Source organism: Brevibacillus sp. Leaf182, from assembly GCF_001423865.2.
Taxonomy (GTDB): domain Bacteria; phylum Bacillota; class Bacilli; order Brevibacillales; family Brevibacillaceae; genus Brevibacillus; species Brevibacillus brevis_C.
In genome coordinates, this window is record NZ_LMPN02000015.1 from 170,625 (window position 1) to 182,625 (window position 12,001).

Here is a 12,001-nt window from a genome sequence, read left to right on the forward strand (position 1 = left end):
CTCCTCTTTGTTAGAGAAGCTTGACCTTTTATATTCCGATTCTATTTATCTTGATGCAGGATGCGATACAGCGCTACGACACACACTGCTCTCGTCGTCGGTTTATTCGGCTGATAATTTCCTCCAACTGGATCAATCAAACCGAGTCCGACCATATTGTTGATGGATGTAGATGCCCAAGATGGCCATGTCCCTTTATCGGAGAGCTTTTTCGTCGCTCCCTTTTTATTCACGAGACGATCGAGAATGACTGCAGCCTCTGCGCGTGTCACCGGTTGATCCGGTCGGAAAGTATTATCGTTATACCCCTTTACCAGACCTTTGGAAACAGCAACCTGTACGGCACCTTGCGCATAGGAAGGCACCTTATCCTTGAATTTCAGCTTTGGTGAGGATGGAAGCTCCCATTCAAAAGTGCGTGCGAGCAGGGTGACGAACTGTGCTCTGGTCAAGGAAACCTCTGGCCCGAACGTCGTCTCCGTCAAACCCTTCACGTAGCCCTTTTCCGCCATGTAAGTGATTTCTGCCTTGGCTGGATGCTTCGCGATATCGGTAAATCCAGCGCTGCTCGCTCCTGCATTGTCCAAGTAGTACGGAATGTACTTGCCGTAGCTATTGACTTCATATACCCACTGACCTTGCGCATTCATGGTTCCCAGAAGCGGGTCCAAAGTATTGTTCACTTCGTTTACGTACAAGAGTCCAACGCCTTTTCCAGCGAGCCATTGCTTCGGTGCCAAGGTCAACTGAATCGACGAAGTGGAAATCGCGTCCTCTTGTCCTGCTTTTAGTTCGCCCGGCTTAATTGTAAACGAATAATCAGCAGGCACATATCCTGGCATCGGCTGGGTCACGATCGACTCCACATCAATCAGCGCACTATCCAGGTAAGGCGCAGTATTTGCAAAGGAATAATGGAGATCGAGCTCCGCCCCGAGGGACATGCTGCCTGGTAGTTCAGGAACAACCGCTACATCGCTCGGTTGACCTGACTGGTTGCCCAAGAGGAGCGAGAATTCGTCAAAGTACAGTGTTCCTTTGTCGTGTGTAATGCCATCGTTGGCTTGGTCAACGACATACACACTCTTCAACTGCAATGGATACGCAACATTACTTGGGAAGTAACCTTTAACCTGCTTCCAGCCTGTCCAATTGATCTCTTTTGCCAGATCGACGTAGACCGGCTTGCCGTTTGCATCGACTGCTTCTGCACGGAGCCAATGTCCGCTGTTGTCACCATTGACCCATAAGCCCAATCCGAGGGGTTTGCCAGGGATGGTCACTGGTTTTGCCCCCAGAACGCCATACGAAATCCGCATGTTGTTCGCTGGTGCTCCAGAGAAGTTGTACACCAGCTTCGCTGCCTTCTTCGTGCGGAATGTCTGATCGGAAACGAGCCCGAACGAACCAGCGGAACTGATGCTGGATGGATTTGCCGCATGGTACATGCCAGCCTGATTATCGAAGGTGAGCCATGGCTGCTCAAATTGTCCAACGGCAAATGGTACGGTTGTCGCCACACCATCATACGTAATCGTCAGGTTTCCGTTGCCCGGCTCATTACCTGCTACCAATTGCAGATTGTCGTTAATCGTTGCTACAGAAGAATCGACACTCGCTTTTACGCTAAGTGGCGTCGCTTGTACGGTAGAACCCTTCTTCGTTTTGATTTTGACATCCAGATTAATGGATTGTCCCGGTGCAATCGTGATCGGATTCGGGGAAACGATGATTTGCTGCACATCGTTGCCGGAAATGACTTGAATGTCTTTATTTTGCGTCACATTGCCCAATCGCGCAGTCAATGTGATCTTGCCGGAGCGAGCAGGTGTGAATTGCTTGCCATTTACGGTTCCCGCTTCGGACTGACTAGCATCCCAACTCACATCACCTGAATTGATCGCGTACGGTTGGTAATGCACATCATATCCTTTGGATGCGCTGAGTGAGATGGTTTGCCCGATAAGCACATCTGCCGGTACATCGATTTGGAAGCCTCTCAATTCTCCAGCAGGTGCCGTGTTGTATACGGCCAGTCCAGTTGGCACACGACGCTCAGCACCGCCGCTCGGCTTGTTCGCCAGATTCGCGTGTGTCTCACCCAGCATGCGTGCAGCCATGGTCGTCGAGCCACCACCGTCAAAGTTTACAGCCCGATAAGAGCCGAGCTCCGCCATGATTTTTGCCAGCTCGTCCAAATAAACGCCTTGGCTCGCATCGATCGTGACCATGTACAAGGTCTTTCCGTCCTGGGAAACACCGACCGCTGTGCGCGCCGTCTTGTTCGTGATGGACTTGTCCGCTGGAAAGGACGACAATGCTTTCCCTTGATCGACCAAAATGACATTGCCACCCACCGCATGGTTCAAGTCGAGTGTCTGCGGTGTCGTTTGGTACTCAACCGTCGCAGTAGCGCCTACTGGGAAGTTCTGTTTGAGAAATGCTCCTGCTGCTCCATGTCCCCAAAGGACATAGCCGTTGTAAGGTATGTATACGCCTGGTTGATTCACACGAACTTCCTTGGCTACGTTGTCAACAAACAGAATCTCGACGACATCTTTGTAGCCCGATATCGTCCCCAAGCTGGTTTTGCCAAAGGAAGGGGTATAAACGTTCAGTTGGTTCTGGTGACTTTTTCGTCCGTCACTCGGGTTGTACTCTTCCTTATTGACACCCTGAATCGAATAGGTAGCGCCATTAGGAGCAGTAACCTTGCCGCCAAAACCAAATTTGTCGACGATGGCCATCTTGTCTCCGGTCAAGCCTAGGGCGTACCAGTAGGAAACCAAGCCCATGGAAGAGATGAGTTCATCGTCTTTCATGACAATGCCAAACGGCGCTCCCCGCTTCGACATGTTAAAAAAGTCGGCATTGATCGCTGCTACGGCTCCTGTTTCACGCGCCATTTGTGTCACCGTCTGCCTGTCTGTCAGCTTGCCTTTCGTTCCGTAAACCGGTTTTACCTCAACGTAAGGATTGTTCAAATCAACCTTGGTCACCATGATCGTGACTACTTGATTGGCAAATGATTTCGTATATTTCTGCAAAGTGGTCCCCTCACCAATTGGGGTTTGCCACATCATATTCAATGCACTGGTCTCCGCTCTGGCGTGTGCGACATTGGTCGCAAACGGCACAAACGGAACAAAAGCTCCCCAGGCCATAGTCGTGGCCGTGAGCAGCGTCACTATCCTTTGCGCTCTCATGTTGGTAACTCCTCTCCGTATTCCAAACTCTGTCTTTCTACCTTCTAAGCCAAGCAACTAAATATTAGACGCAAAAGGTCATGGATAGTTTCGCCAATTCTCTTGATTCTCTATTAGAAAAACATACCAAATCGTCAGTCATCAAAACCAAGATTATCCCTCTACAACAAGAAACCCGCCCAGTTTAGACGAACGGTACCTGGCGGGTTTTCCTAGCTGTATGTTACTGACCTGGTTGGAAAGGCTCTGGTTGTTCAGCTCGCAAACCAAAATGATAGAGGATTGCTTCTACGATACGGCGGGAAGCATCGCCATCCCCGTACGGGTTGACAGCGTGCGCCATTGCATCGTAAGCCGCTTGGTTGGTCAGCAATTCTTTTGCCATTGCATACACTTGCTCTTCGTCGGTTCCCACAAGCTTCAACGTGCCTGCTTCAATCCCCTCAGGACGTTCTGTCGTATCGCGCAGAACCAGGACAGGTACGCCAAGTGACGGCGCTTCCTCCTGCACCCCGCCAGAATCGGTCAGGATGAGATGGGCACGACGAGCGAAGTTGTGGAAATCAAGGGCATCCAATGGTTCGATCAACGAAATGCGATCGTGGTTTCCGAGAATCTCCTGCGCCACTTCTTGTACAGCAGGATTCAAGTGAACCGGATACACAACAGCAATCTCAGGATGCTCGTCCACCAGTCTTCGAACTGCACGGAAAATACGGCGCATCGGCTCGCCCAAATTTTCGCGGCGATGTGCCGTCATCAGCACCAGCTTCTGACCAGCTACACGATCAAGCACCGGATGCGTGTAATCCTCGCGAACTGTTGTTTTCAGCGCGTCAATCGCTGTGTTTCCTGTCACGTAGATGCTCTCTTCCGGCTTTGCTTCGCGACGAAGATTGTCAGCCGATCCATTGGTCGGAGAGAAGTGCAGGTCAGCCATTACACCTGTCAACTGACGATTCATCTCTTCCGGGAACGGCGAGTACTTGTCCCATGTGCGCAAGCCCGCTTCCACGTGTCCGATCGCGACTTGATTATAAAAAGCAGCCAGACTCGCAACAAAAGTGGTTGTCGTATCCCCGTGTACGAGGACAATGTCCGGTTTTACTTCCTTCATCGTTTCATCCAGGCTCTCCAATGCGCGAGTGGTCACACCCACCAGCGTTTGGCGATCCTTCATGATGTTCAAATCAATGTCTGGTTGAATATCAAAAATGTCCAAAACCTGATCGAGCATTTGACGATGTTGGGCCGTCACGCAAACGACCGATTCGATCTGCTCGCTGTACTTGTTCAATTCATGGACAAGTGGGGCCATTTTGATCGCTTCCGGACGTGTGCCGAATACCGTCATTACTTTTACAGTTTTCATCTGTTTTTCCCTCTCCGACTACTTCGTGCCGTACAAGCGGTCACCCGCATCGCCCAAGCCTGGCACGATGTATCCATGGTCGTTTAAATATTCATCAACAGCCGCTACGTAAATATCTACATCAGGATGCTCGTCCTGAACCAGCTTGATGCCTTCTGGAGCAGCGATGAGGCACATCAGTTTCAAGTTTTTCGCTCCACGTTTTTTCAAGGCAGTAAGAGCGGCTACAGCAGAGCCACCAGTCGCCAGCATTGGGTCAGTTACGATTAACTCACGCTCAGCAACATCGGATGGCAGCTTCACATAATACTCAACAGGCTGCAGGGTTTCCGGATCACGGTAAAGACCTACGTGTCCTACTTTGGCAGCAGGAATCAGCCTCATCAGGCCATCCACCATACCAAGGCCCGCACGCAGAATCGGTACCAACCCTACTTTTTTACCAGCAATTACATTCGACTGACAGGTAGCCACTGGCGTTTCGATGGTGGTTTGCTCCAACGGCATATCACGGGTAATTTCATAGCCCATCAGAGTAGTCACTTCATCTACCAGTTCGCGAAATTCCTTGGTCCCTGTATTCTTGTCACGAATATACGTAACTTTATGCTGAATCAGCGGATGGTCAAACACATATACACGGCTCATGTCATTTCCTCCGTTTCCCTATCAATACATCCTTTCTATAATAGCTGGTGAGAGTAGCTCCGTCAATTTGCCTAATCTTCGTACTTTTTTGCATACCCGACCCCTATCAACAGCCGATAAGTGGAAAAAAAGCAGACCCGTATAGGAAAATTTCCACCGGGTCTGCTTTCTCGTTGCCTTGATTAGATATTCAATCCTTCGTACATCGGGAAGCGTTGGCACAAAGCTGCCACACGTTGGCGTGCTTCTTCGTGCTTCGCAGCATCCTCTGGGTTTTTCAATGTCAGAGCGATAATGGCTGCTACTTCTTTCATTGCTTCCTCATCAAAACCGCGGCTTGTTACTGCTGGCGTACCCATGCGCACACCACTTGTAACAAACGGACTTTGTGTATCGTAAGGAATGGTATTTTTGTTCGTCGTAATGCTTACTTCGTCCAACAGATGCTCAGCTACTTTACCTGTCAGGCCGATTTTGCTTACATCAACCAATACGAGGTGGTTATCCGTTCCGCCGGAAACAAGCGTCAGACCCTCAGCAGTCAAGCTTTCCGCAAACGCACGAGCATTCTTGATGATGCGAGCTGCGTAATCCTTGAACTCTGGTTGCAGGTTTTCGCCGAAAGCAACCGCTTTTGCTGCGATCACGTGCATCAACGGACCACCTTGAACGCCTGGGAACACGGATTTGTCGATGCCTTTCGCGAACTCTTCCTTGCACAAAATCAAACCGCCACGTGGTCCACGCAGAGTCTTGTGTGTCGTAGAAGTAACGAAATGCGCGTGCGGTACTGGGTTTGGATGCAGACCTGCCGCAACCAGACCAGCGATGTGCGCCATGTCCACCATGAAGTACGCGCCCACTTCATCCGCGATTTCACGGAACTTGGCAAAATCAATCGTACGCGGATAGGCACTCGCACCACAAACAATCAGTTTTGGCTTGTGCTCCAACGCTTTTGCACGAACAACTTCATAATTGATCAGGTGAGTATCCTCGTCCACACCGTAATCAACGAAATTGTAGAGAGTACCGGAGAAGTTTACTGCACTACCATGTGTCAAGTGACCACCGTGGGACAGATTCATTCCCAGTACAGTGTCGCCTGGCTGAAGGATCGTGAAGTATACAGCCATGTTCGCCTGAGCACCAGAGTGTGGCTGTACGTTTGCATGCTCAGCGCCAAAAATTTCTTTTACGCGGTCGCGTGCGATGTTTTCCACGATATCCACATACTCGCAACCACCGTAATAGCGGCGGCCTGGATATCCTTCTGCGTATTTATTCGTCAAAACGGTTCCCATTGCTTCCATAACTGCGCGGCTTACGAAGTTCTCAGAAGCAATCAGCTCAATCTTGTCGCGTTGTCTTCCGAGCTCCAGTTGAATGGCTTCCATTACTTTCGGGTCTTGATTACGCAAAAAATCTAGCATAATAGTTTCTCCTCCTCTTTTACGTGCAGCTTTCATTCGGTGGTGTCTTCTCATACACGGCACGCGGTCCGCCAATCAGCTTGGGACGTGTGCGCGCTGCCGTAACATGGGCTTGTCCAACGAGACGCTGTGTCGGACGCACCGGTACTGCCACATGCTTCAGATGCATGCCGATTAGCGTATGGCCGATATCAATGCCTGCGTGCGCGCGAATATGCTCCACGACGGCTGCATCTGTGAACTGTGTAAACGCATGCGCAGCCATAGAGCCCCCAGCAGTCGGAACGGGAACAACCGAGACCTCTTCCAGTCCGTATCGCAATGCAACATCGCGCTCGACGACCAAAGCCCTGTTCAAATGTTCACAACATTGAAAGGCAACAGCAAAGCCGCGCTTCTCTACAACAGATTGAATCCCTCGATACAGAGCTTTCGCTACATCCTGACTGCCAGCTTTACCGATATGCTCCCCGAGCACCTCGCTGGTACTGCACCCAATCACCATGAGTTGTCCAGCTTTCAGCTCTGCCATATCGGCTACTTCTTCGACAATGTCACTGATTTGTTTTTCGATAGCGGATAAATCCACTTACTTCACTCCCGCATGCTTCGCTTCAATTTGGGAAATCTTTTCCACACGGCGCTCGTGGCGACCACCTTGAAACTCTGTTTCCAACCAAATTTTCACGATATCAAGCGCAAGACCCGGTCCAATGACCCGCTCACCCATCGCCAACACATTGGTGTTGTTATGCTCACGGGTAGCTCGTGCAGAAAACGTATCATGCACAAGTGCACAACGGATGCCTGGAACTTTGTTGGCTGCGATCGACATGCCGATCCCTGTTCCGCAAACGAGAATGCCTCGATCAAACTCCCCCGCTGCTACCTTTTCCGCTACTGGCAAAGCATAATCGGGATAATCAACCGATTCCTCGCAGGTGCAGCCGAAGTCTTCCGTCTGGATGTTCATGGAGGCCAGCAGAGTCTTGATCTCCTCTTTCAGCTTGTATCCACCGTGATCAGCAGCAAGTGCTACTTTCATCTGTCATCCCTCGCTTGTCTCATAATCTTCGTCTAGTATACATCAAAAAACAATAAGTAAAAAGTGAACATTTTTATCAAAGCACTAAAAAATCGTTCGTACTCTCACAAAAAACAAGGCCCTGGCTATACACCAGCACCCTATTCATCCACCGATTTACGAAGACCTGGGTCCTTGAGCATCATAGAGAGCCTTTCCAGTGACTCTTCGATTTCTTCGGCACACCTGCGATAATCCATCAGTGATCCCCCATACGGATCAGCAATATCACTAAAACCTTCTACCCCCACGAACTCCTGGAGGGTATGCACCTTTTCAGCCGCTGAGGGGAAATACGTCAAAATGGCTCGCTTGTGACCGTGTGTCATCGTCAAAATGACATCAGACCATTCAATCAACCCTTCGTCTACCTTGCTGGCCTTATGATTGTGGGCAATTCCTCGCTCTTCTAATACTTGTTTGGCGTGCAAGGAGGCATCCTGTCCGGCAAATGCCGCCACGCCAGCTGAGCGTATCTCAAGTCCCTGCCCATCTGTCTTCGAACGGAACATCGCTTCTGCCATTGGGCTTCGGCACGTATTTCCCGTACAGACGAAAAGTATCCGTTTCACGTATCGTTCCTCCTCTCCTATTAATTAGTCGGTTATATCATAAATTTTAACCCAAAACCAAACAAAATAAGTCCACCTACTAATTCGCTATAATCCCCAAGCCACCCTCCCACACTCCTGCCTAACAATAAACCGAAGTAAGACATCGTGGCACCCATTACTCCAAAAAGGGAAATGGCCAAAATTCTATTGACCTCGATCAAGCCGAATGAGAAACCGACGGTGAAAGCATCCAGGCTGACACTAAATGCAAAAAGCATAAGTCCGAAGCCTTTTGTCTTCAATACACTTTTTTGGTCCCCTTGAACAAAGCCATTCCATAGCATATGCAAGCCAATGATCATCAGGACCCCACCGCCAATAAACACGGCAATATCTCCAACCAAATCGGACAAGTATGCTCCAACAACAATCCCGATGATCGGCATCATAATATGAAACAGTCCGATGGTGATACTTACTTTGATAATCTCTCGTAACCGAATCCCAACCATACCTACGCCAATTCCTAACGAAAAGGCATCCATACTTAAGGCGAAAGCAATAATGAGCAAGGTCAAAAATTGCCCCCATTGAAATAACACCTGGTCCAAGCAGCTCCCCTCCCGTCTCTTCACCTTATGCGGACAAGGGGGAGTTTAGGACAGGTTTACACGGACAAGACTCGGCCTCCAGCGGCCTTTTCCAAGCGATTCATCACGGCCATACCCAACCCGTTTCGTGGAAAAGTCTCACCGACAATATACTGCACTTCTTGATCGTCGAATTCTCGCAGCACAGCATAGAGCTGTTGGGCAACCACTTCCAGATCCGCTTGTGATCCGACCACAAGAACGACATCTGCCGCCTCGTGACTTTGCCAAAAGGGAGCTGTTTCCTCTGTTGCCAGCACACCTGTTTTTTGACCGTGCTGCTTCGCCTGTTGCAGCATGTCTTCCATTTTCGACCGAACTTTTTCACGCTCTCCTGACACTAGCCACATTTCCCCTTCAGGAGCGTAGTGCGTATATTTCATCCCTGGAGAGCGCGGTGCCTCGGCCGCTCCCACTTGAAAAGAAGGGTCGAGCTCCACGTAGCCAATCACTGGTTCCATTTGCTCTCGTGTGATGCCGCCCGGGCGCAGAATCATGGGCGGGTCCTGCGTCACATCAATAACCGTAGACTCTACCCCAACACCTGTTGCCCCACCATCGACCACACCTGCTACGCGTCCATCCAAATCAGCCAATACATGCGCCGCCGTCGTTGGACTCGGACGTCCAGAGCGATTGGCGCTCGGAGCTGCAATCGGCACCCCCGCTTCCTTGATCAATGCCAAGGCAATCGAATGATCAGGCATGCGAACCCCGACTGAATCCAAACCTGCCGTTACCAGCGAAGCTACCTGATCCGTTTTTGGCAAAATCACCGTCAAGGGACCTGGCCAAAACGCTTCCATCAGCTTTTTCCCTTTCTCCGGAACCTCACCTGCTACCGTGGACAACTGGTCCCACGCCCCAATATGTACAATCAGCGGATTATCGCTGGGTCTGCCTTTTGCTGTAAATATTTTTTCCACTGCTTCATCTGATAATGCATTCGCTCCCAAGCCGTAAACCGTCTCCGTGGGAAACGCGACAACTGCCCCTTCTCGAAGAAAACGGGCTGCATCCACAATCTGTGCACAACTATGCTGATTTTCCACATCGTTATCCACAGACCAGACTTTTGTCACAAAATTCATTTCCATCGTTAAAAAATCCTTTCTCTAGCTCGTTTCTTTGTAAGGAGTGCCTTAAGTATAGATGTGCACCAAAAAGTTTTCAACAGGCTGTGGGTAACTTGTGAATAACTTTTCTGAACAGCGTGGAAAAGAGAACATTGTTACCTTTTTTTAACTTCATCCGTCTCAACCGTGTAGTAGAATGAACACGAAAACAAAAACAACAACTTTCCCTTTATTGAAAGGACCGTGAATGATATGTCATCTTTTAAATCCATTACTTCTAGCCTGCTCGGTACAGCTATATTGTTAACAGCCGTCGCTGCCCCAGTATTTGCGGCACCCGCTTCACCTGCAACCTCTACAAAGCCTGCTGTACAAGCGCCAAAGCCACAAACTAACGGTGTCGTGTTCACACCCAAAACCATTACGGTCGATACGAAAGAATTTCAAGGGAAAGTATCCATCCCGGTTATTAGCGGGATGAAGGATAAAGCTTTTGAAGCAAAATTGAACGCTGCTCTGCTGAAAGAAGCACAAACAGGCTTGGCGGAAGGACAAAAAGCCGGGAAAGAAGATGCGGCAGAAGCGAAAAAACACGGCTGGGAGCCACGCCCTCACGCTCTCGACATCTCCTATGAGGTACACAATGCTGGCAAGCTCGTTTCTTTCTCCGTACAGACATACATTTATACGGGCGGAGCACATGGCATGACGGATGTTACGTATTACACCATCGATAATCAGGTCAAAGCAAAACAACTAAAGCTGGCGGACCTGTTCCAGCCTGGCTATGACTACCGTACCATTCTCAATCAAGTCATTTCGCAACAAATCAAAGCAGAGACCGAGGCAGATGGCTTTAACCCTTACGATGCATTCGAAAGCATCGGAGAGGACCAAGGCTTCTCCTTTAAAGACGGCAACCTGGTCATTCATTTTGGTCAATACGAAATTGCCGCTTATGCAGCAGGTATGCCAGAGTTCGCGATCCCTGCTCATCGGTACCAAGGTCTGTTGAAGCCTGAGATTCGCGAGGCTTTGTTCAAAAAGTAATCGTCGCAATTCAAAACGACACCTGCACATGCGGCGGGTGTCGTTTTTTATGCCCAGCTTAGGAGAGCCAGCTCTCGATTTTTTCCCATAAATAAAATCTCACTTCTACCTCAGGTGCAGAGGCAGTTACTTCTTCTGCTTTTTTTACTTCTTCTGCTTTTTCTACTTCTTCGGACTCTTCTACCTCTACTTTTGTTTGCTCAGTGTCCACTCTATTTGATTCGGAATTTAGCCCTACTTCGTTCTCTTCTAGGGGTACGACCGCTACTTGCTTTCTATCAAATCGATCGTAGTCTTCCTCTTCCTCGGATACAGTTGCTGTCGTTTGCTCAGATTCTTCAGGCTTTGGAGTTGGCTCTGCTTGTACAGCGTCGCCATTGGACATGTCAATAAAGCAGAGCGGCGGGAACAGGACACACCACCAGTTTTGACCTTTTGCCTCTCCAATTTGTACACGGACTGCTCGGTAATTACCCGCAGGATACACATAGGAGCCATACAGCTTCGTTGGAAAAGGGACTTCGCCGAAATCGACCACAGCTTTGTATGAAAAACCGCGTTCCTTGATCGTCTTGTCTACGACTTGTTGAAGGACAGGCAATTGTGTTTGAATCACTTGCTCTGCTTCCTCCAAAGTCTTGATATCATCCGCCCACGTATTCATTTGAGCGATAATCGCATCTCTTACTTCGCGCTTTAACCATTGATCTTGGACAGAATCGCTGTTCGCAATAATGCGCAAGCGAACGGATTCCTGAGGGATCGGCCCATTATCCAACACATTGGCCGAAGTAAGTTGCCCCTCCCAGCTCATCATAAGCATAAACAGGCTAAATGCCATTAATAATATCCGTTTCATCGTTACCGTCTCCCTCTATACTGATCTTCTCTCTTTAGCAATCAGTATGGACGGATTCACACGATTTCA

Annotated in this window: 11 protein-coding genes; 1 reads left to right on the top strand and 10 read right to left on the bottom strand. The window is 49.4% G+C overall.

Annotation, left to right across the window (positions count from 1 at the left end):
* Window positions 1–41: 41 nt before the first annotated feature.
* The 9 genes from ASG16_RS03730 to ASG16_RS03770 all read right to left on the bottom strand — a co-directional run bounded on the left by ASG16_RS03730 (window position 42) and on the right by ASG16_RS03770 (window position 10,044).
* The gene (locus ASG16_RS03730; RefSeq protein WP_056486882.1) at window positions 42–3,206 is read right to left on the bottom strand and encodes a phosphodiester glycosidase family protein; all 3,165 of its coding nucleotides are present in this window, start codon (window positions 3,204–3,206) and stop codon (window positions 42–44) included.
* A 223-nt stretch (window positions 3,207–3,429) separates the two neighbouring features.
* Window positions 3,430–4,578, bottom strand: coding sequence for a non-hydrolyzing UDP-N-acetylglucosamine 2-epimerase (wecB, locus tag ASG16_RS03735; RefSeq protein WP_056486879.1), 1,149 nt, complete (start codon window positions 4,576–4,578; stop codon window positions 3,430–3,432).
* Window positions 4,579–4,596: 18 nt separating this feature from the next.
* On the bottom strand, window positions 4,597–5,226 hold the full coding sequence (gene upp, locus ASG16_RS03740; protein ID WP_007725492.1) for a uracil phosphoribosyltransferase: 630 nt from the start codon (window positions 5,224–5,226) through the stop codon (window positions 4,597–4,599).
* Window positions 5,227–5,408: 182 nt separating this feature from the next.
* Complete coding sequence (glyA, locus tag ASG16_RS03745; protein WP_056486876.1) at window positions 5,409–6,659, bottom strand: serine hydroxymethyltransferase; 1,251 nt, start codon at window positions 6,657–6,659, stop codon at window positions 5,409–5,411.
* A gap of 19 nt (window positions 6,660–6,678) precedes the next feature.
* Entirely contained in the window at window positions 6,679–7,248 is a 570-nt protein-coding gene (locus ASG16_RS03750; protein ID WP_048035098.1) for a TIGR01440 family protein, read from the bottom strand.
* Window positions 7,249–7,704 (bottom strand): ribose 5-phosphate isomerase B, encoded by a 456-nt coding sequence (gene rpiB / locus ASG16_RS03755; protein WP_007725502.1) that lies wholly within the window; start codon window positions 7,702–7,704, stop codon window positions 7,249–7,251.
* A 140-nt stretch (window positions 7,705–7,844) separates the two neighbouring features.
* Window positions 7,845–8,315 (bottom strand): low molecular weight protein arginine phosphatase, encoded by a 471-nt coding sequence (locus tag ASG16_RS03760; RefSeq protein WP_048035099.1) that lies wholly within the window; start codon window positions 8,313–8,315, stop codon window positions 7,845–7,847.
* A 32-nt stretch (window positions 8,316–8,347) separates the two neighbouring features.
* A complete protein-coding gene (locus tag ASG16_RS03765) occupies window positions 8,348–8,908 on the bottom strand; it encodes a manganese efflux pump MntP (RefSeq protein ID WP_048035100.1) in 561 nt (186 codons plus the stop codon).
* Between the two features lie 56 nt (window positions 8,909–8,964).
* Window positions 8,965–10,044, bottom strand: a complete 1,080-nt coding sequence (locus tag ASG16_RS03770; RefSeq protein WP_056486873.1) for an L-threonylcarbamoyladenylate synthase — start codon at window positions 10,042–10,044, stop codon at window positions 8,965–8,967.
* Between the two features lie 231 nt (window positions 10,045–10,275).
* On the opposite strand from ASG16_RS03770, the gene ASG16_RS03775 reads away from it, so the two are divergent.
* A complete protein-coding gene (locus tag ASG16_RS03775; protein ID WP_056486870.1) occupies window positions 10,276–11,073 on the top strand; it encodes a DUF3298 and DUF4163 domain-containing protein in 798 nt (265 codons plus the stop codon).
* Between the two features lie 58 nt (window positions 11,074–11,131).
* Here the strand turns inward: ASG16_RS03775 and spoIIR are convergent, their stop codons facing one another.
* Entirely contained in the window at window positions 11,132–11,932 is an 801-nt protein-coding gene (gene spoIIR, locus ASG16_RS03780) for a stage II sporulation protein R (RefSeq protein ID WP_056486866.1), read from the bottom strand.
* Between the last annotated feature and the right edge of the window lie 69 nt (window positions 11,933–12,001).

Bases quoted from the DNA above. Each gene is read 5' to 3' on its own strand.
- wecB (WP_056486879.1), bottom strand. From the start codon at position 4,578: ATGAAAACTGTAAAAGTAATGACGGTATTCGGCACACGTCCGGAAGCG.
- ASG16_RS03775 (WP_056486870.1), top strand. From the start codon at position 10,276: ATGTCATCTTTTAAATCCATTACTTCTAGCCTGCTCGGTACAGCTATA.
- ASG16_RS03730 (WP_056486882.1), bottom strand. From the start codon at position 3,206: ATGAGAGCGCAAAGGATAGTGACGCTGCTCACGGCCACGACTATGGCC.
- rpiB (WP_007725502.1), bottom strand. From the start codon at position 7,704: ATGAAAGTAGCACTTGCTGCTGATCACGGTGGATACAAGCTGAAAGAG.
- spoIIR (WP_056486866.1), bottom strand. From the start codon at position 11,932: ATGAAACGGATATTATTAATGGCATTTAGCCTGTTTATGCTTATGATG.
- ASG16_RS03770 (WP_056486873.1), bottom strand. From the start codon at position 10,044: ATGGAAATGAATTTTGTGACAAAAGTCTGGTCTGTGGATAACGATGTG.
- upp (WP_007725492.1), bottom strand. From the start codon at position 5,226: ATGAGCCGTGTATATGTGTTTGACCATCCGCTGATTCAGCATAAAGTT.
- glyA (WP_056486876.1), bottom strand. From the start codon at position 6,659: ATGCTAGATTTTTTGCGTAATCAAGACCCGAAAGTAATGGAAGCCATT.